The 21264-nt window shown below is 64.3% G+C and carries 14 protein-coding genes and 1 riboswitch; of the genes, 5 read left to right on the plus strand and 9 right to left on the minus strand.

All coding sequences use genetic code 11. The features are described from left to right. Window positions 1–37: 37 nt before the first annotated feature. The 5 genes from FA87_RS11010 to FA87_RS11030 form a co-directional block, all read right to left on the minus strand. Window positions 38–1237 (minus strand): MFS transporter, encoded by a 1200-nt coding sequence (locus tag FA87_RS11010; RefSeq protein ID WP_052191312.1) that lies wholly within the window; start codon window positions 1235–1237, stop codon window positions 38–40. A 39-nt stretch (window positions 1238–1276) separates the two neighbouring features. Next, a complete protein-coding gene (locus FA87_RS11015) occupies window positions 1277–1846 on the minus strand; it encodes a hypothetical protein (RefSeq protein WP_043694553.1) in 570 nt (189 codons plus the stop codon). Between the two features lie 74 nt (window positions 1847–1920). Beyond that, the gene (locus FA87_RS11020; protein ID WP_156128541.1) at window positions 1921–2682 is read right to left on the minus strand and encodes a hypothetical protein; all 762 of its coding nucleotides are present in this window, start codon (window positions 2680–2682) and stop codon (window positions 1921–1923) included. 151 nt (window positions 2683–2833) lie between these two features. Next, window positions 2834–4174, minus strand: a complete 1341-nt coding sequence (locus FA87_RS11025; protein ID WP_043694556.1) for a sigma-54 dependent transcriptional regulator — start codon at window positions 4172–4174, stop codon at window positions 2834–2836. After that, window positions 4159–5595 (minus strand): HAMP domain-containing sensor histidine kinase, encoded by a 1437-nt coding sequence (locus tag FA87_RS11030; protein ID WP_043694560.1) that lies wholly within the window; start codon window positions 5593–5595, stop codon window positions 4159–4161. Before FA87_RS11030 ends, FA87_RS11025 begins: the two co-directional genes overlap by 16 nt. A gap of 140 nt (window positions 5596–5735) precedes the next feature. On the opposite strand from FA87_RS11030, the gene kdsA reads away from it, so the two are divergent. Continuing rightward, window positions 5736–6581, plus strand: coding sequence for a 3-deoxy-8-phosphooctulonate synthase (gene kdsA / locus FA87_RS11035; RefSeq protein ID WP_043694563.1), 846 nt, complete (start codon window positions 5736–5738; stop codon window positions 6579–6581). 99 nt (window positions 6582–6680) lie between these two features. On the opposite strand, the gene FA87_RS11040 is transcribed toward kdsA, so the two are convergent. Further along, complete coding sequence (locus FA87_RS11040; protein ID WP_052191314.1) at window positions 6681–7217, minus strand: hypothetical protein; 537 nt, start codon at window positions 7215–7217, stop codon at window positions 6681–6683. 785 nt (window positions 7218–8002) lie between these two features. On the opposite strand from FA87_RS11040, the gene FA87_RS11045 reads away from it, so the two are divergent. Both FA87_RS11045 and FA87_RS11050 read left to right on the plus strand, forming a co-directional pair. Next, window positions 8003–10831, plus strand: a complete 2829-nt coding sequence (locus FA87_RS11045) for a TonB-dependent receptor (protein WP_052191315.1) — start codon at window positions 8003–8005, stop codon at window positions 10829–10831. Window positions 10832–11031: 200 nt separating this feature from the next. After that, window positions 11032–11976, plus strand: a complete 945-nt coding sequence (locus FA87_RS11050) for an MASE1 domain-containing protein (RefSeq protein WP_043694566.1) — start codon at window positions 11032–11034, stop codon at window positions 11974–11976. 8 nt (window positions 11977–11984) lie between these two features. On the opposite strand, the gene FA87_RS11055 is transcribed toward FA87_RS11050, so the two are convergent. Then, a complete protein-coding gene (locus FA87_RS11055; protein WP_036112429.1) occupies window positions 11985–12428 on the minus strand; it encodes a hypothetical protein in 444 nt (147 codons plus the stop codon). A gap of 266 nt (window positions 12429–12694) precedes the next feature. Then, window positions 12695–14656, minus strand: coding sequence for a hypothetical protein (locus FA87_RS11060; protein ID WP_043694569.1), 1962 nt, complete (start codon window positions 14654–14656; stop codon window positions 12695–12697). A gap of 242 nt (window positions 14657–14898) precedes the next feature. On the opposite strand from FA87_RS11060, the gene FA87_RS11065 reads away from it, so the two are divergent. Continuing rightward, complete coding sequence (locus FA87_RS11065; RefSeq protein WP_052191316.1) at window positions 14899–17832, plus strand: beta-galactosidase; 2934 nt, start codon at window positions 14899–14901, stop codon at window positions 17830–17832. 298 nt (window positions 17833–18130) lie between these two features. Beyond that, window positions 18131–19777, plus strand: a complete 1647-nt coding sequence (locus FA87_RS11070; protein ID WP_197056473.1) for a S53 family peptidase — start codon at window positions 18131–18133, stop codon at window positions 19775–19777. A 40-nt stretch (window positions 19778–19817) separates the two neighbouring features. On the opposite strand, the gene FA87_RS11075 is transcribed toward FA87_RS11070, so the two are convergent. Continuing rightward, on the minus strand, window positions 19818–21104 hold the full coding sequence (locus FA87_RS11075; RefSeq protein WP_043694570.1) for a voltage-gated chloride channel family protein: 1287 nt from the start codon (window positions 21102–21104) through the stop codon (window positions 19818–19820). Between the two features lie 75 nt (window positions 21105–21179). Further along, window positions 21180–21244: riboswitch (Fluoride riboswitch) on the minus strand. Window positions 21245–21264: the final 20 nt, after the last annotated feature.

Raw genomic sequence — 21264 nt, forward strand, 5'->3', positions numbered from 1 at the left:
GAATTCAGCCTTTATTTAAGCGGTTTCGACGCAAACGCTAACCGCCTGTGCGCACCTCACGGAGGCGCGCGCGGCCGCCCCACCACAGTCCAAGCGATCCCATCGAAACGGCGCCGAGACACAGGAACGCGCCGTGGAACCCGATCGTCTCGGCAAGCCATCCGCCCAGTGCGGGACTGAGTGCCGCGCCGACGCCCTGCATCGTCATCACCGCGCCCTGCGCGACGTTGACGCGCCCGGTGCCCTGCATCAGACGCGCGACCAGCGCAGGCACGGCCACGCTCTGCAAACCCGCGCCGATACCATCGAGCACCTGTACCGGAAAGACGCCCCAGCGGTTGATGAAGAACGCGGCGAGTGCCCCGCGCAGCGGCAACGCAAGGAAGGTCACGAGGATGACCTGCCAGTAGCCACGCGTGCGGATCAACCGCATCGCCAGCAGTGAGGTTCCCACCATCACCAGTTGCGCCACGACGATAGTCAGCGCCGTGAACGAGCTGGGCTCGGCCTGGTGCGCGGCGACCACCGCCATACCGTAGAGCGGCAACATCGCCGCGTTGCCGAGGTGAAACAGCGCGAGCGCGGCGGCCAGGATCAGCAGCGGCCGGCAGGTCACCAGGATCGATACGCCCGAAGGCGCGTCGTCGTTATCCCCGTCGTCCGATTCGAGACCACGCGCGGCACGGTGATCGATCGCATCGGCCGGAATCAGCAGCGTCGACACCACCGCCAGCACGCCGAATACGGCGGCAACCAGGAATACACCACCGAAACCGAAACGCCAGCCGATGAACCCGGAAACACCGGCACCGACGACGTTGCCAGCGTGGTTGGCCACCTGGTTGCGGCCGAACTGCCGGTCGAAGCCCCGCGCGCGGGCCATGCCGAGGGTGACGCCTGCGATCGCCGGCCCGAGCAGCGCGCCGGCGATCGCCGTGGCCACCTGCGAGAGCACCACCATCGGAAAAGAATGCGCGTACCAGACGATGCACGACGCGATCACCGTGCAGATCGACGACACGACGATCGCCAGCCGCTTGTAACGCGTCGCATCGACCACGGCACCCGCCGGCGCCGTGACCAACAGGCCCGCGACGCCACCGATCGTCATCACGGTGCCGATGGCTCCGGTCCGCCAGCCGGCGGACTGCAAAAACACGCCCAGGAACGGACCGATGCCGGCCTGCACGTCGGCCACGAAGAAGTTGAGTGCTTCGAGCGGTCGTCGGCCGCGCATGGTTCGTTCCTGAGCGAGTGCCACGTGCGTCTCCCGGCGTCAGTGCTTCGGCTTCTTCGGCATCGGCTTCAGCGAGTCCGCACTCGTACCGATCGCTTCCGCATGAATGACCGCGCCATGGGCGGTATCGGTCCAGCGACCTTCCACCGCGATGGACTTGCCCGGCGCGAGCATCCGTCCGAGTTCGGTCGCCGCGTGCGGCGGAAAGCGCACGATCACCCCGTCATCGAGCAGCACGCCGTGCGCATTGCCCTTGGGACCATGCAGCAGACGCGCGATCTCGCCCTCGTACGACCAGCGGGAACCATCGTCATGCGGTTTGGGCTTTTCTTCGCCGGGTTTCGGACCCTCATCGACAATGCGCTTGCCTTTCGCGGGATCGATCGCCACCGCGACGATCACGTCGGCGCCGCGCACGGCCACGCCGCGTACTTCGAGCCGGCTACGTGGTTTGAGAGCTCGCGCCAGCGCCCGTGACAGATGGGGCGGCGTGTGGATTTCGGTGCCGTCGGTCAACAGCAGTCCATCGATATCGCCGTTCGGGTTGAGCAGGAAGCGGTCGAGCGTGCCGCGGGTAACGGGAAGGTAATCGGGATCGAGCCAATGCATGTGCTACTCCAGGGATAAAAAAATCGGCAGGAAACGCCACCGCCCATGGACGGGCGGCGGCGCCTGGATCGGGGTCAGGGCGTGGGAACGGGCGGCGTGAGCGCCGGTGCTCCGCCCAATGCGACACCCGGCTGCGGCGGTACCGGCGTCCGGGGCGCCATCGGGCCAGGCTGCGGCGGTGCGGCGACCGGCTGTTCGTTACCGGGCGTCGTGCCGAGAGCGGTCACCTGGATGGAACGGCCGTAAGGCGTGTTCACGCCGAATCCTTTGACGGCGATTCGTGCATGCGGCTGCATCAGCGCGCCGGCACGCACCGCCGCCGGAGGCGGCACGCGCAGGATCGAGCCCTCATCCAGCAGCACACCGGCCACGTCACCGCGCGGGCCGTACAGCGGCTGCTGCACCAGGCCGTGCGCCTCCATCGGCTGCAGCGCCGGTGCCGCTGGCGGAGCCGGTGGTGCGGCCGGCGGCGTGTCGGTCAGCTCCATGCCGCCCGCCGTGATCGAGTCAGCCTGAAGCAACGGCAAATCACCCACGCGGAAGCCCCGGGCGGTGAGACGATCGCCCCGATGGAGCTTGCCCGCCAGCGCGGCACCCATCGTCGGCGGCATGCCGACCTGCGTGTGATCGTCGAGCAACACGCCGTCCACGTCGCCATTGGGATTGACGAGAAAACGGGCGACGGTGCCGGTCAACTGGGTGCGATGCGCATCGGCAAGCGGTGCCGGCGGCGCGGGCGGCGGCGGCGGGATCGCAGAGGGGGACGGTCGATCCTGGGCGACGGCGCTGCCGATGGCCAGGGCGAGCGCGCAACCGAGCAAGGGAAAACGATTCATGATGAACTCCTGCATCGCGGTGGGGAGGCCGCGATGAAAACCGTTGCATCGTTCGTGCCAGCCGCGAAAGCGCTGAAAAACAGGCCTGTCGACACATCCGCGTCGATGGAAGTGTCCCCTTCGGGGACACCCGGTGTCCTCGCCACGGACACTAGTCGAGACCATAGTCCAGCAGCTTGCGGTAAAGCAGCTGACGACGGATGCCAAGTCGACGTGCGGCCTCCGCGCGATTGCCCTGGGCAGCCGCCAGCGCCTGTACGATCATCGCGCGCTCCAGCCGCGCCAGCGCGACAGGCAGCGACTCGCCCTCGCCGCCCTCACCGCTCCCGCCTTCCGCCGCCGGCAGCGCGCCGTCGGCAAGCATGCCGTCGAGGTCGGCCGCGTCGACCACCGGTCCGGGCACCAGCACCCGGCAGCGCTCCATGACATTGCGCAACTCACGCACGTTGCCGGGCCAGCGATGTCGCTCCAGCCGCGCTACCGCGGCGGTCGACAGCCGCTTTGGCCGCGACTGGCCCGCATCGAGGAACGCCGTCGCCAGCACCGCGATGTCTTCGACGCGCTCGCGCAGCGGCAACAGTTCGATCGGCAGCACGTTGAGACGGTAGTAGAGGTCCATCCGGAACTCACCGGCCGTCACGCGTTCGTCGATGTGCCGGTGCGTCGCCGCGATCACGCGCACGTCGATCGGCACCGGCTGGCTGCTTCCCAACGGGGTGACCTCGTTTTCCTGAAGCACGCGCAGCAGCTTCGCCTGCATCGCCAGAGGCATGTCGCCGATTTCGTCCAGCAGCAGCGTGCCGCCATCGGCCTCGCGGAAGTACCCCTTGCGATCCGCCGTCGCACCCGAGAACGCCCCTTTGCGATGCCCGAACAATTCGCTCTCGAGCAGGTCCGGCGGTATAGCCGCGCAGTTGACGGCGACGAACGGCCGCTCGGCACGCGCGCCGGCGCGATGCAAGGCGCGCGCGACCATCTCCTTGCCGGTTCCGGTTTCGCCCGTGATCAGCACCGGAATATCGCTGGCGGCGGCGAGGCCGATGCGCTTGTGGACCTGATGCATCGCCTGGCTGCGGCCCAGCATGTCGCCGTCGTCCGCCACGGAGGCGCCCGCCGGTTCGACCGGGCCCGCCGCCATGGCGCGTGCCACGGCGTCGGCGAGATCCTGCCTGCCGATGGGTTTGACCAGATGGTCGAACGCGCCCAGCCGCATCGCCTCGATGGTGTTCTGAGCTGACGCGAACGCGGTGAGCATGATGATCGGGACGGGTGACGCGGGCGCGTCGGCGTGACGTGAGCGCAACAGCGCAAGGCCATCCATCCCCGGCATCCGGTAATCGACGAACGCCATATGGACATCCCCGGCGCGTAGCCTGGCCAGGCCTTCCTCCGCATTGCGCGCCATGGCGACGCCGTGGCCGAGCGACGTCAGCGTCGCGGCCATGGTCGCGCGGAAATCGTCGTCGTCGTCGATGATCAGGACCTGCGCCATGGGATCTCCAGGCTAAAGGCGTGGACGCCGTCGTCGCGCTCGTAAAGCGCATGGCCGCCATGACCCTCCGCGATCTCGCGCACCAGGGCCAGGCCCAGGCCGTTACCGTCGACCCGGCCGCTTGCGAACGGTTCGAACAGGCGCTCCTCGATCTCCGGATCGAGCGACGGACCCGCATTGGTTACCGTGATGCGCAAGGTATGGCCATCGTGGACGACCGCCATCCCGACGTCGGCCGCGTGCTGAAACGCGTTGCGTAAGAGGTTTTCCACGGCGCGGCTGAGCTGCTCGCGGTCGATCGCCCAGTGAAGGTCAGGCGCATAGCGGCGCTCGACGGTGACCGGGCCGACATCTTTCCAGGTCGCCCGCTCGATCGATGCGACCCATGCCTCGATCGCGGTATCTTCCAGACGCAGGCGGATGGGCTGCACCATGCCGAGCAGGCTTTCGACCAGGTCGTCCAGTTTCCTTACCTGCGCCAGCACCATGGTCAATGGGGCGCGTTGCTCGTCGGACACGGAGGGTGCGGCGAGCGCGTTCTCCGCCGCCAGACGCATGGTCGCGATGGGGTTGCGAATCTCGTGAGCCACGGTGGCCGTCATCCGCCCGAGACCGACCAGGCGCTCGTGTCGGCGCAGCTCCGTCGACAAGGCCTCTGCCTCGCGATGGCTGGCGTCGAGCCGGGACGCATAGGCGACCACGGCATCCGCCAGACGATCCACCTCCGGCGAACCGGTCCGCGGCAACGCGGGCACACCGGAGGACCGCGTCAGCGCATCCTCCACGGCATCCAGCTTGCGCCGCCAGCGTCGCATGATCGCCACCAGGCCGATGGCCGAGGCCAGCGCCAGGGCGAACGGGAGACCGATCCCGGCGGCCAGCAGGCTCGACGACCGCCCTGGCGCGCGCGCCAGGCGGGTCATCGTCCATACCGCACGCGTCGTGTCCAACGGGCACGCGGTGATTAGGACGGTCTCGCGCTCGCCCTGACGCACATAGGACTGCTCCCGCCGCGAGCTCACGGCCGCGCTGGCGGTGGTCACGATGTTGCCGCTCTCGGCCTCGGGCACGTCGGTCTTGTCGCCCGAGCCTTCATACGTGGGATAGGCGTACGCGGTAAATCCCCGGTCCGATTGCCATGCCCCGCCCTCGACGCCGCTGGCGTCCTGCAAGACCAGTTGCAGGACGACATCGAGCAGACCGTTGGACGGCGACGAGGCACGCGCGGCGGGACTGGCACCGCGGTAACGACTGACCACCGCCGCGCAGTCGGCGGACAACGTCTGCCGGGCATGCGCGACCTGCACCGATCCGGTCTGCCGCCAGGCCACCAGCAGCAGCACGCCCATGCCGACGCAGGCCAGCGCGACGAGGGCCCAGATGACGAAGAGCTGGCGGGAAAGCGCGTTGAACACCGGCATTGGCCTGAACGGGGTGCGGCATCGTAGTCACGACATGAGCACGACGCCGTGAACGGAGCGGATGCCGCGGGTCCGTGCGAAAACATGGGTGGGCTGACAGCGCTACCATAGGCGTCTTGTCCCTGCCGCCCGGAGTCCCCGTGAACGTATCCATTGCCCCCGGCGTCGAAGTCGGCAACTCGCTTCCCTTCGTGCTTTTCGGCGGGATCAACGTCCTCGAAGACCTCGATTCCACCCTGCATGCCGCCGGTCACTACGCCGACGTGACCCGCAAGCTTGGCATCCCCTACGTCTTCAAGGCCAGCTTCGACAAGGCGAACCGCTCCTCGATCCATTCGTATCGTGGCGTTGGACTGGAAGAAGGCCTGCGGATCTTCGAACGGGTAAAGAGCGAGTTCGGCGTGCCGGTGATCACCGATGTGCACGAAGTGGCCCAGGCGTCCGTTGTCGCCGAAGTGGTCGATGTGTTGCAGATCCCCGCGTTCCTCGCCCGCCAGACCGATCTGGTCGTGGCCATCGCGAAGACCGGTCGGGCGGTCAACATCAAGAAGCCGCAGTTCATGAGCCCCACGCAGATGAAACACGTGACCGGCAAGATCGTGGAGGCGGGTAACGAACGCATCATCCTCTGCGAGCGCGGCGCGCAATTCGGTTACGACAACCTCGTGGTGGACATGCTCGGTTTCCGCGAGATGATCGAATCGACCGGAGGCTACCCAGCGATCTTCGATGTCACCCATAGTCTGCAGCGCCGTGACGCCGGCAGCGAAGCCAGTGGCGGACGTCGCCGTCAGGTGGTGGAGCTGGCCCGGGCGGGCATGGCCATTGGCATCGGTGGCCTGTTCCTGGAAGCACATGCCGATCCGGACCATGCGCGTTGCGACGGTCCCAGCGCCCTGCCGCTCACGGCGCTGGAGCCCTTCCTGGCGCAGATCAAGGCGATCGACGATCTGGTGAAGGGTTTCGCACCGCTCGATATCCACTGAAGCGCAACGCTCCGCGCTGACGGCCTCACGAGGCGCTTAAGACAACGGTGGCCGCCAAGATCGTCTGGTGGCCACCGAAAACGACCTTTCGCATTCCGCCTAGCGCGCGATGGCTTCCAGCCACGGACCTTGAGCCAGGGCAGCCTGATGTGGCGACAGCGCTCCGATGTCGCGCGCGGTATTCAGCGTCTGGCTGGCGAGTGCGACGGCTCGGCTTTCTGTATCGACCCGCTTTCCCCTTTCATCCATCCATCGATAGACGTCTGCAAGATGGAAGAGCGCTGAAGTCCCTTCGTGCACAGCACGCGGGAACGCTTCGTCCGTCTGCAGAATGCGCCTCGCGTTCTGTCGCGTCTGGCCCAACAGCGCGGCGATCTCCGTCAGACCAACGAGATCCGGCGCCGCCTCTACCAGATGAATTCCCGGAATGGCGCGGCGTACATCTGCGACTGCGCTATAAAGCGCCTCCTCCGCCGTTGCCGCTTCTCGCCCGAAGTCGAGTGCGATGCGTCCGAGCTTACCAATGCCTACGACTGCGTCGTCGCAGCCACTTTCTTCCAGCACCTGCACGTAGTCCGCTGGGTCGGTGTCCGGATGATCGAAAGCGAATTTCAGTACGAAGTTGAACTCAGGCATGTCTGCTCTGTCCTCAATGCAGTCCATCGCTAGAAGGCGCCGCGCTCATGGCGAGCCGCTTGCGCCGCCAGGCAACGATCTACGATACGTCGCAGCTTTCTTGCGTGCGTCTCGGGATTTTGGGGAGTACCCGCGATGCTCGTCATGCAGAATTCGCCACAGGCGCACAACCGATTGTTGGCTGGGCAGTACATCACCCCCCAGTGCGATCGCTGACTCTCGACTCGCCAACCGTTGCTCTCGGCATATCGCAAGGCGTCTTCGACTTGCCGCTTGCTGTGCGTATTCCGTGGCACTCCGCGCTCCCATGTAAATTAGGCTCCCGACTCCTTATTGTCAACTGACAATAAGGTCGCCAAGGCGCACGCCGACGATTTTCCGCGTGGCGCACCTGGAGAATTTGCCTCAACACACTGCGGGCGTCTGTCAGATTCGCCTGCGCGATGGCAGTGACTAACCCTTACGCGGACGCTGCCGCTCAAGCGAGCGTATGGACGCCCGGGCCATCCGACGGGTCGTAATATCTTGCTCACGTCGTGCGCGCACGCCGGAAGCCAGCAACTTTGTCACGACCATTACTGCCCTGTTTATCTTTTATTACGAATGTGGTTATCTTGACCTTCGCCTGACCCGTAACACCCGGTCAACGCGACGCTGCCTCGGCGCTTAGGGAGCCCGGGGGAGACAGAACACAACAAGGGGTACCAGACCGCACGACCCACCGACACCGGCATGCCCGGCGTCGCGGCCCCGCTTTGGCCAAAAATCACCTGCACAAGGAATGCATGTTGAATATCTCGAAGAAACTCCGACACTCGGTCCTCGGCCTGGCTATCGCCTCGTCGCTGATGAGCTTCAGCGCCTACGCACAGGACACTACGTCTGCCGATACCGGCACCGACGGTAAGAACGCCCAGAAGCTGGATGCCGTGAACGTTACCGGCTCGCTGATCCCGATCTCGCAGATCGAGACGGCGACCCCGACAATCACCATTACGTCGGAACAGATCAAGGCGAAGGGTTTCTCGACCATTGCGGAAGTACTCCAGTCCTCGTCGTTCGCTACGGGCTCGGTACAGGGTGCGCAGTTCACTCAGGGGTTCACGCCAGGCGCGCAGTCGTTGTCGATGTTCGGCCTGCCGGTCGGCTTCACCAAGTATCTGATCGACGGTCGCCCGATGGGCAACTTCCCTGCCCTCTACAACGGCAGCGACTCGTTCAACTCGATCTCCGGTATCCCGGCCGACCTGGTCGACCACATCGACATCCTGCCCGGCGGACAGTCGTCGCTCTACGGTTCGGACGCCATTGCCGGCGTCATCAACATCGTGCTCAAGAAGAAGGTCGATCATCCCACGATCGACTACCGCTACGGGTGGACGTCCGAAGGCGGCGGACAGTCGCACCGCATCTCGTTCGCCGACAGCTTCCAGTGGGACAAATTGAATGTTCTCGTCGGCGCGCAGCTCGAGAAGGTCGATCCGATCTGGGGTTCGCAGCGCAACCTGTCGAAGCAGTACAACACGGGCAACCCCGATAGTCCCGCGGCCGCCGGTCGCGACTTTCTGGTCAGCTCGCTGACCAGAACCAAAAACAGCTATATCTTCGCCGACCCCAATGATTGCGCCAACACGGAAGGCCTGATGCATGGCGGTGAGGGCAAACAGTATCGCGTCGGCCAGGCGGAACCCTACTGCGGCTCTCTGAACAGTCCGGGTTTCCGCACGATGCAGAACAAGTCGAAGAATGCCGACTTTTACACGCATGCGACCTTCGACGTCACGCCGGATACTCAGCTGTATGGCGACTTCCTGTACCACCACGGCGAACAGCAGTGGAGCTCGGGCCCGAGCTACATGTGGTGGGGCAGCCAGACGGACTTCGGTCCGATCTACGACCCGAACCTTGACGATTATGTCGCGCTCCAGCGTGGCTTTACCGACGAGGAAGTCGGTGGCTACAAGAACATCATGAACAAGCAGACGGAAAACAGTCTGATGGTCACCCTCGGCGGCAACGGCGTATGGGGTGAGAAGTGGAACTGGGACCTGGGCTTTACGCACAGCGAAGACCATCTGAACACGTCGCAGGTCGACCGCCTCGCGGACAAGATGGATGACTTCTTCATCAACAAGGCGATGGGCCCGGACCTCGGTCCCGACCCCTACGACGGCGGTTACTCCACGTATGCGGTGAACTACGACCAGTTCTATCGCCCGATCACGGCATCCGATTTCGACAGCTTTACGACGCGTGACCACACCAAGGCGAAGACCTGGGACAACATGCTCCGCTTCCAGGTGACCAACGGCGAGCTGTTCCCCCTGCCGGGCGGCGACGCAGGCATCGCCCTGGTTGCAGAAGGCGGCAATCAGGGCTGGGCGTACACCCCGTCGCAGAACATGCTCGACGGTAACGTCTGGGGAACCACCGACGTGCAGGGCGCGGGGCACCGCAGCCGTTACGCGCTCACCTCGGAGTTCCGCGCACCCGTCCTGTCGTGGCTGACGCTCGACGTGTCCGGCCGCTACGACAGCTACAAGGTCGCCCAGCAAACGATCGACCATGGCACGTACAACTTCGGGATCGAGGTGCGTCCGTTCGATACCCTCCTGCTGCGCGGCAAGTACGGCACCGCGTTCAAGGCGCCGAACATCTCCGACCAGTTCATGGGCGAATCGGGCTACTACAGCGCTGTGACCGATTATTCGAACTGCGCGCGGCTCGGCTTCGATCCCGCGCACTCCGACCAGTGCGACGGCAACTACAGCAACGCACAGTTCAGCGGCAAGCAGTCGGGTAACACCGAACTTCAGCCGATTACCGCGAAGGTCTGGAGCTACGGCTTCGTCTGGTCACCCGTGGCACGCATGAAGTTCTCGGTCGATTACCTGCACTGGGACATCTCGAACGAAGTGGCTGAGGAATCGGCGGACAAGCTGGTACTGGACGAGTACCACTGCAATACGGGCGACTACGATGCCGGCAGCCCGACCTGCCTCAACGCTTACTCGAAGATCACGCGCAACCCGGCCACGATCGACGGTCTGCTCGGGACGATCGCCACGATCAGCACGCCGAAGGTCAACGTGGCGAATGAGAAGGTGAATGCGCTCAATGCGGAATTCAGCTACATGCTGCCGACCGCGCATTTCGGCAGCTTCATGTTCGACACCAGCTACAGCGACGTGCTGAAGCACGAGTACCAGCCACTACCGGGTGACGATTACATCAACTACCTGACCTCTCCGGACTGGTCCACCGACTTCAAGTCCAAGGTCAACGGTTCGGTCACGTGGATCACCCCGAACGAGCAGTGGAGCGCCACCGTCTACTTCAACCGCTACGGTTCGACTCCGAACTACGCGGCGACACAGTCGGGCGACTATACGACCGGTAAAGCCGGCAGGCTGCGCCCGTGGGTGACGTACAACGCGTCGGTCAGCTACAAGGGCTTCAAGGATCTGGAGCTGTCGTTCCTGATGAACAACGTGTTGAACAAGATGCCGCCGAAGGATCGCTCTTATCTCGGCACCGAAACATCACCCTGGAACGAGCAGAACTACAACATCTACGGTCGCACCATGTACGTGGAGGCGAACTACACATTCTGACGCTCACCGGGACAGGGACGTCCCCCGACGTGACGTTGCGATGACCCGTTTACTTCTTAAGTAATTGCCACGAAACAGCAACACGCAAATTCGGCAAGAGTGGCCCATACGCCAATTCCGTCAAGCTTCCTGTCCCCTTCCCGCTTTTCGATCGTGTCATCCTCGCCGAAATTCTCATAACTCGGACAAGGAGCAGGGGCGTGAACGGAAGCACGGCACTAAGTCACAGGACCAGCGAGGTCTGGTACAGATGGGGTCAATACGTTGCGGTGGCCGCAGCGTACGAAGCGGTTTACGAGATCGCCTATTACCTTTCGTTTCAGCAGTTCCTGCTCACCACGGGGCTGCGGCTGGCCTGCATGCTGTTGTTACCTTCCCGCTTCTGGCCGGCGCTGGCCATAGGCGAGGCCGTTCCGCTCGTCGAGACCGCTGCATTCTGTGCAAATCAGTTCGGGATGCTGTGGGCGATCCTCGTTTCCGTTCCGACGGTTGTTCTGTGGTGGCCGTTACTCAAACCTCTCCGTAAGCGCTGGGCTCTGCACGATGCCAGTGGTCGCATAAGCATGCCGGTCATCATCGGCGCGACCGTCAGCGCCGCGCTGATCACGGCCACCATCACGACACTCGCACTGGTCGCCGCCCTGGCACACACGCCGGAAAAGTGGTCTGTCACGTCGCCCACGCCGTTCTTCTTCGGCTACCTTCTGGGCGCCTATCTGGGCGCGCTCACATTGACTCCCGTCATTCTTGCGCTGCAGGAACGCTACCGGGCACTCCGGCAACCCCTCCGGGTCAAGCTGATCTGGCGAAGCACTCTGTTTCGCGACATCCTCGCCTGGGTAGTTCCCGCTCTCGCGGTGCTGACCTGTCTTGCGATCGTGACGGACAATGAAAGCATCCGGCAGATAACCCGTCTCGCCCTGCTCTGGCCGATGGTCGGGCTGGCATCCCGACATGGATGGCATGGAACCGCTCTGGGAGGCATGGCGGCCAGCATGGCCCTGGCGCTTACGGCGACGGGACAGCTTGATGAGGGCGCACTCGTCATACAGGCGTTACTGGCGTCATCGCTGACCGCCATGTTGTTGTGGAAAGCCCGGACGCCCGCTTTGGAACAGCAAGGCGTCCGGGTAAAACGTTTCTGACGCGTGGCTCAGGGGCCGCGGATAGAGCACTTCGTCGGATCGTTGCACTCCGTGACGAGGAGCAGTGAAGCGGCACCATCAGGCTGCGGAGCCACGACCACCTTCATCGCATCATCGCTGTACACGGACGTACTTTCAGCGGGGATCGCCGCCGTCTCGCTCACCCTCTTCCAGCGTGACGCATCGACGCCGATGGGCAGATCGAGCGTTTCGCCGTCCACGACGGCAATCGCCCCACGCACCGTACCGGCCGCGTCGTTGACCTGCACATAACGAACGCCCGCACGGTCAAAGAGGTAAACGTGATACTGCGAACTTGCACTGACGTCCGTCGTATTCGGCCAGGACTGACCGAGGCCGACCGCCGTGGAAGACGGCGTGCTCGCAGCGGCCGTACCGCAGCCGATGACCAGGGCGACAGACAGGAGGGTACGGTTGTATATCGAGCGCATATGAATTCCTTGTCGAGCGTTGATGGGAGTGCCAAGACTAGCCGAATATCGTGACCGGCCGCGTGTGCTGTAGTGCAAAAAAACCGATGCACACCCAGCCGTCAGCCATGACGGCGCCGCGCGCTCACTGCAACGCTGCAAGCCACTTCGACAGCGCATGCTACAGCTCTTCACGTCGGTCCGAATATGCATGATCGGTAGAAAAGTGAAGCGTGCTCACCTTCGTATCGCCGGCCTCATGCGTCGTGGTGACGCCCTTGCGGAGATCACTCGCGCGAGGGAGGTACCGCTTCCACCGGAAACGCCGCGGCCACGCGCGCGCACCACGCCGCATAAGCTTCGTCACCTGTGGGCTTGGCGGAAGCCAGCAGGTCGCCCAGCTCGGCGTTGTTCGGGTACACCGCGGCCAGCAGTGGAAGCAGCCGGGTCGAGAAGCGCCCCGCCTGAACCAGCTCGCGCATACGTTGCACGGCCGGCTTTTCAAACTCGTCGACCAGCGGGGAGCCCATCCGGCGGCCCTTGCCCAGTGCGGTGAAATACATGAACTGCGCTGGCTCGCTGTCAGGCACTGAAACCGCAAGCGTTTGCAGCCAGCCGTAGATGTTGCGCTCGCCAAACAGCGTCTCGCGCGCTTTCGCCACACTGGCGAGGGTCAGTGCGAGGTACTGCGCCAGACCGCTGACGTATTCGTTGACGTCGGTACCGGGCAGCGCATACATCGGGACCCGGGGCTCGACGATCGCGCCTGTCGCTTCGGCCAGGGAGGCGAGCAACTCCCCCGACAAGACGACCAGCGCGTTGCCCGCCTCGCGTTCATTGAACCGCCGTTCCACCCGTTTCAACGTGACGCGGTCGCTCAGACGACGCAGGCGGCAGACGACATGGAAACCGTCCTGCCCTGCGCTGACCTCACCCTCGACCGCCAGGTCGAAATCCTGGCCGAGATAGTCGAGCTCATCGTCCGACAAAGGTTGCCCGAACAGGACGAAATTGTGCTGATCGGCGACCGGGAGATTCATGGCGACCCTCAGATCGCTGCAATAGACCAACTGCTCGAGCAGCAGGAGCGGCAGTGCGCGCGACAGCCGCCCCCGGTCGTCCTCGCGCCCGCTGCGAGCCACACCGCCTGCCGCATCGTCCACGGCCGCCAGGGGTAGCAAGACGATGCGAAGACCATCGCCGGCGCGCGGCGGCGCGGCCCACTCCATGCCGTGCATATCGAGCAGCCAGGGCGGCTGCACCATCTGGAGGAGCGAAATCTCCGGGGTGTGATCGAGTGGCTTCGACGGTTCCACCGTCATCTCGTCGAATGCCTGCGCGAAGTGCTGGAGGTTCTGGGCATACGCCGGCTGACCCAGCGCGAAAAGCTTGCCGAGCAGGAGCTGACCCCGTTCCGCGTCGCCGAGTTCGACATAGGCTTGCAACAAGTTGAAACCCACCCGGACGTCATCGCGCTGTGGATCGAACAAGGGTGCCACGCGCGTCACGAGATCGTTGAGCAGACCGTGCTGGCCCAGCGTACCGGTGACGGCGAGCATCACGTCCGTCCCGTGCGGAGCCTTCGCCAGCGCCCGGTCGAACCATGCAAGCCCGTCGTCGCGCAGGCCGGCCTGGATCGCTGTCTGACCCAGCAGCAACTGCGGCCGGAACGCATCGTCGCGCTCGGCCAGCGCCCGCAGGAAAGCGTCCGCTGCATCAGCGCCCGCGGCTTCGGTCCGCTCAGCGACGCGCCAGCCAAGGCCGTTGTCCTGATTGGGATCGAGCTGCAGCGAGCGATCGAGGATTGCCATGGCCTCGGTGTCCTTACCTTCCGCGCTGGCCACCTTCGCGAGGTTGGTCAGCAGCGTCGGCGTCTCACCGATCTTGTCGATCGCCTTGCGCAGCGTACCTTTCGCATCCCGCGTGCGCCCCAGCTTCAACTGGACGATCGCCCGCGTAACGAAGCCGCGCTCGATCATTGGATCGATCTCGAGCAGATGCGCACTGGCTGCGTCGACGTCGGATGCGAGATCGTCGCCAAGAGCCGAGATGACGAGCGAGTAAAGCGCGTCCGGCTCGTCCCACTTGGACTGGAGGTTCGGCTGCAGTACCTCCCGACGCCATTGCTCGAACGGAATCTGATAGGAGCGGCCGTATGTGTCGACGAAGGAAACCATGCGCCCGTCATTGGCCGGCGCCGCAGCGGGCGCCTCAGCGGCCTTCTTGCGCTTCCTGAAAAATCCAAACATCCCTACTGCTTCCTGTCGAAATGAATTATTGGCCGGGCGGCACGCGCCGGATGGTCTGCACGTAAATATGCAAGGTCGCGCTTCCGCCGTCGAGCGCCAGGTGGTCATGGGGTGTACTCCCATGGGCGCGCGACGCAGCGCCGATCGACAGGAGTCAAATCGCCCAAACTTGCATAACTACCCAGTTTGCCCCACGCTCTGCCCGATGCCGCATCGGGCGCCGTGGTCGACTGGAGGTGGGGATGAGTACTGTCCGTGGCCGTTACGGCCGCCGTGTATCGCGGATGCTCAGCCTCGCGGCGCTTACCCTCGGCACGCTGAATCCGCTGCCCGGCCTCGGGGTCGACGCGCCGCCCGGGCACACGGTCACCTACGACCGCTACTCCCTCATCATCGACGGCAAGCCTACCTATCTATGGTCGGGCTCCTTTCACTACTGGCGCCTGCCCTCGCCCGATCTCTGGCTCGATGTCCTGCAGAAGATGAAGGCCGCGGGCTTCAACGCGGTCGAAATCTACTTCCACTGGGGCTACCACTCGCCTGAGCGTGGGGTTTATGACTTCAGCGGCATCCGCGACGTCGACCGCCTGCTCGACATGGCCCGCGACGTCGGTATCTACGTCATCGCGCGCCCGGGCCCGTACATCAACGCCGAAACCGACGCCGGTGGATTCCCCGCCTGGCTCGTGACCACCGCCGGCAAACCGCGCACCACATCGCCGGAATACACCGCGGCGTACCGCGAGTGGATGACGCAGATCGATCGCATCGTCGCGCGGCATCAGATGACCGACGGCCGCGGGACGGTGCTGCTCTACCAGGTCGAGAACGAGCTGTATGACGAGAACCCCGATACCCGCCGTTATATGCAAAACCTCGAAGACGAGGCGCGCGCCGATGGCATCACCGTGCCGCTCACCGGCAACCACAACGGCAATTTCGTCGAGGGTCTGGGCGCCACGGACATCCCCGGCCAGGATTCGTACCCGCTCGATTTCGACTGCACACGTCCCGACCGCTGGAACGGCATCTACGACTTCAGCGAGGAGCGCCGTGAGCTGAAGCATGCGCCGCTGTTCTTCCCCGAGTATCAGGGCGGCGCGTTCGATACCTGGGGCGGACCGGGCTACGAAGCCTGCCGGAAGTTCACCGGCCCCGCCTTCGAGCGCGTGTTCTACGAGTCGATGATGGCCGCCGGCTCGACGATGCAGAACTTCTACATGACCTACGGCGGGACCAACTGGGGCTGGTTGTCGTCACCGGGCGTGTATACGTCGTACGACTACGGCGCGGCGATCACGGCAAGTCGCCAGCTGACGAGTAAGTACGACCAGCAGAAGCTCCTTGGCTTCATGACGCGTGCCGTCGCACCGCTGGCACGGACCGATGCCACCGGCACCCATGTGCCGACCAATCCGCGACTGAAGGTCGTGGCGCGGATCAATCCCGACGACGGCACACGCTTTTACATCCTGCGACACGCCGAGCCGCAGGACACCACGAACGACGCCACTCACCTGACGATCGCCACCGATCCATCGGGCGCCCACGAGACAACGATTCCCCAGCAAGCGGGAACGGCCATCCATATCGATGGCCGGGATTCGAAGATCTTGCTGGCCAACTATCGGTTCGGTCGCCAGGATCTGGCCTACTCCACCTCCGAACTGATGACCGACCTGACCATCGGCGATCGTGACATCGCGCTGCTCTACGGTCGTCACGGTGAAGACGGCGAAACCGTCCTGCGCTTCGGCTCGGAGCCGAACAGCGAGGTCATAGCGGGCAAGGTCGCCACGCACTGGGACCCTGCAACGCACACGCTCCGGCTCAACTATCGGCATGACGATCTTGCCCGCGTGCTCATACTCGATGGCGACAGATCGCTGCTGCTCCTGATCGGCGACAACGATGCGGCGAAACGCTTCTGGCAGGCAGATACGAAGGATGGCCCCGTTCTCGTGCGTGGCTCCTATCTGGTTCGCCATGCCAGGGCGGAAGGCGACCGTGTTTACCTCAACGGTGATACGGAAGAGGCGGGCGACGTCGAATTGTTTGCGCCGGCGACCACTCGCGGCCTGTCGTGGAACGGCAAAACGGTTCCGGTAACCACGACACCATCGGGCAGCCTGCTCGGCCACCTCGATGGCCCGGTACCCGTGACGCTGCCGGCACTGACCACGTGGCATGTCTCGAACGGTTCGCCGGAGATCGATCCCGGGTTCGACGATGCCGACTGGCTCCCCACCGATCGCACCAGCTCGCCCAATCCTTACTGGGCGCACACGCTGCCGGTCCTCGACAGCGACGCGTACGGTTTCCATCACGGCAACGTGTGGTACCGCGGCCATTTCCGCGCGACCGGGAAGGAAACCGCCATCCGCTTGTCCGCCAGCATGGGTGTTCACCTGGGTAACCGCGGCATCTTCACCGCCTGGCTCAATGGGCATTTCCTTGGCAACAACCCCAGTGGCGCACAGCAGTTTTCCATCGATCCCGACTGGCTCAGGAAGGACGGAGACAACGTGCTTGCCGTGCTGGTCGACAACCAGGGGCATCTTCAGGAAGAACGCAGCGGCACGTTCCGCGAGCCGCGCGGCCTGATCTCGGCGACCTTCGCCGGGCCTGCGGACGACATCCACTGGAAGATTCAGGGCAACGTCGGTGGCGAAACCCTGCCCGACCCCGTGCGCGGTCCATTCAACGCGGGCGGCCTTTACGGCGAACGGATGGGCTGGCAACTGCCCGGATTCCCTGATGGTCAATGGGCCAGGACGACACTGCCAGCGAGCACCGATAAACCTGGCGTCGACTGGTACCGGACCTCGTTCCGGCTCGATCTCCCCTCCGATCAGGACGTACCGATCGCCCTGCGCATCCACGATATCGCGCCGCATCACTACCGTGCCGTCGTCTTCATCAACGGCTGGCAGATCGGGCGCTACATCAGCGACGTAGGTCCGCAGACGGAATTCGAACTGCCCTCCGGGCTGCTCAACCAGCGCGGCGAAAACACCATCGCCATCGCGTCATGGAGCACGGCGCACGATGGCGGCCTCGGCGATGTGTCGCTCGTGATGCAGGGAAACTACCGTACATCGCTCGATTCGAAGACGGTCAAGGCGCCGGATTATCGGGACGTCATGCGGGCACAGAAGTCCGGCAAGGCGCGCTGACACCGGCGAGGTGTGATGCCGTCGGCTGAAGACGATCTACAAAAACGCAAGATATTTCGAACAAAGTACCCCGAAAATGGGACGTCGTACGCAATTCCGCACGGACGACGCATGTGACGATCCGAAGACAGAGTTCATACACAGGAGGAAACGCCAGCGGACGATACTGCGGCGCGTCCGATGGCTACAGGGGGATTCAGCCGCCCAGTCATCCAGAGGGACCAACATGCAGAACCACGGGCAGCGTGCAAAGCATCATGGCGAGCGTCGTTTGCTTGCCACTTCACTGATACTGGCTTTGAGTGTTCCATTCGCGGCAAGCGCGACGGATTCGTCGACGCAGGCATGGGCATCCACCCGCACCGAGGCGTTCCACTCCGGTGCCGCACAGTTCCAGGGTTACGCCGAAGACGGCCAGACCGTATCGATCGCGGTGTCGCTCAAGGTGCGCGATCCCGACGCCTTGAACAACTACACGCGTGAACTGTTCCGACCCAACAGCCTCGTTTACCACCGCTTCCTGACGAAGGAGCAGAGTGAGGCCACCTTCTCCCCCACCGCCGAGCAGGCTGAAGCGGTCGCGGCGTACCTCAAAAAACAGGGTTTCACCAACGTCGAAATCGCACCGAACCGCCTGATCGTCACCGCCGATGGTGACGTGGGCAAGGCACGTTCCGCCTTCCGTACGACGATCGCTCGCTTCAACGTGCAAGGCGTGAACGGCATCGCCAACGACAGCGCCGTGCAGGTACCGGCGGAACTGAGCCAGATCGACCAGGTGGTCGGCCTCGACACCACCCGGAAGATGCAGACCTATTCCCTGCCGGCCGCGCAGCTGAAACCGGCGTACGTGACCACATCCAGTGGCGGCCATGGGTACTACCCGCAGGAATTCGCGACGGTCTATCACGCGGGCACCGTGGCCCGCGCCAGCAAAACCGCTGCCGCCGTCATCGGCTGGGGCAGCATGACCAACGCGCAGGCCGACCTCGCCCACTTCATCTCGGACAAGGGCCTTCCCGCCGTCCCCAGTTCCATCGTCGCCACCGCGTCGAGCAGCGATGATTCGGGCCAGGTGGAATGGGCCATGGACGCTCAGGCGATCACCGGCGTGAGCGGCGGCGTCAAAAGCCTGACCTTCTACACGTCGGGCACCAACTCCAACTCGGCGATCCTCAAGGCGCTCAACCGCGCGGTCAGCGACAACACCGCCAAGGTGCTCAACATGTCGTGGGGTGCGGCGGAATGCGGCAGCACCACCAAGGGCTTCGCGGATTCCGTCTTCCAGCTCGGTGTCTCGCAGGGTCAGACATTCGTCGCGTCGTCGGGCGATAACGGCTCGTATCCCTGCAACGCCAGCGAAAACGGTGCCTACGGCAGCAAGACCATCCTGAGCGTGTCTTACCCTGCGAGCTCACCGTACGTTGCCGCGATCGGTGGCACGACGCTCAACACCGACACCTCCGACAACTACGTGTCGGAAACCAGCTGGCCGTACAGCGGCGGCGGAACCAGCACCGCGGAAGCGACGCCATCCTGGCAGACGGGTGCGCACCGCCAGGTGCCTGACCTTGCGTTCGATGCGGACTGGGACAACTCGCCCATCATCTTCTACCTGACCAAGAGTTCGACCTCGGGTGTGGGCACGTCCGGCTATTACGCCAACGGTGGCACGAGTCTGGCCGCGCCGCTGTTCAGCGGATCGTGGGCACGCCTCGAAAGCGCGAACGCAAACGCGATCGGGTTCGCGCCGCCGGCGATCTACGCCTATGCCAGGTCGACCACCACCCCGCTGCCGTTGCACGACGTCGCCAGCGGCACCAACGGAGGCTATTCCGCCACCAAGGGCTACGACCTGGCGACCGGCTGGGGAAGCTTCGACATCCAGGCGGTGGCTAACTTCATCGCCGCCAATCCCGGCTTCATCAACGCGAGCAATCCGTAACGTGACGGGGCGGCTCAGGCCGCCCCGTTTCCGAGCGCGCTCAGCGGTTGCGTCGACGCCACTCGGCCACGTCACCCAGGCGCAGATCTTCCGGCAACCGGCGTGGGTGTTTGGAACGGCCCAGCCGCTGCGCGTGATAAATCCCGGTATGGCCTGAAAACAGATACGCCGCCACGCACGCCAGCGCGGCGAACGGAGCGATCTGCGGACCGAAGAGCTCGATCGCCATCACGGTGGTCGCCAGCGGCGTATTGGCCGCGCCGGCGAATACGGCGACGAAACCCAGTCCCGCCAGCATGGCGAACGGCAGGTGCAGCAAAGGTGCCAGGCTGTTGCCAAGCGTGGCGCCGATGAAGAACAGCGGCGTGACCTCGCCACCCTTGAAGCCGGTGCCTAACGAGAACACGGTGTAGCCGAACTTGCTGACACTGTCCCACCAGGGCAGCGGGTGATCGAACGCGGCCACGATGGTCGGAATGCCGAGCCCTATGTAGGCCTCGGTGTGCAGCAGGTACACGGATACCGCAATGACGATGCCGCCAAAGAAAGGGCGCAAGGGCGGATACGCGATCAACGACTTCACCAGCGCACCGAAGCGATGTGTCGCGGTGGCGAACAGCATGCCAACGACGCCGAAGACGAGCCCCGCCACGAGGACGGAGAGCACGGTCCAGACGTTCAATGGCGCCACGGCGCCGACCACGTACGCCGTATGATGCACTCCCCACGCGACGCACACGCGATCGGCGACGATGCCCGCGATCATGCAGGGCAACAGCGCGTCATAGCGCAGCTTGCCGATCGCCAGAACCTCCAGGCCGAACAACGCACCCGCCAGCGGCGTACCGAAGACCGCCGCGAATCCCGCACTCATGCCGGCCATCAGCAAGACACGCCGATCCTCGTGCCGCAGGCGGAGCACGCCAGTCAACTGATCGGCGAGCGCACCGGCCATCTGCACCGCCGTGCCTTCACGCCCGACCGATGCACCGAACAGATGCGAGGCGATGGTGCCGGCAAAGACCAGAGGCACCATGCGCAAAGGCACGACTTTTCGCGGGTCGTGGATCTCGTCGATAAGCAGGTTATTGCCTGCTTCTACCGGCTTGCCCAGCCGAAAGTACACCCAGCCAATCACGAAGCCCGCGACCGGCAGCAACGCCGGCAGCCACGGCGTGATCTCACGCGTCCGCGTCGCCCACGCCAGTGCGATCAGAAACCAGGCGGACGCGGTTCCCGCGAGAACCGCGACGAACGAAGCGATCAGCAACCATTTGCCGATGTAGGGAAGCAGTTCCCACTGCTCGAGGGACCGAAAACCGCGCATGCGCTCATCCAGACGAATGAAAATCACCTGGGACGCAAGGGCGTAAGGCACATGCCTACAGCCCCGGGCAACCCAGGACATGTAGGCATCATCAGCCCCGATGGGGCGGTTCGCGGAGGCATGCCATCTCCGTAAGGCATCGAGATTAGGGGCGTCCCTC

This window comes from Luteibacter sp. 9133, from assembly GCF_000800155.1.
GTDB classification, from domain to species: domain Bacteria; phylum Pseudomonadota; class Gammaproteobacteria; order Xanthomonadales; family Rhodanobacteraceae; genus Luteibacter; species Luteibacter mycovicinus.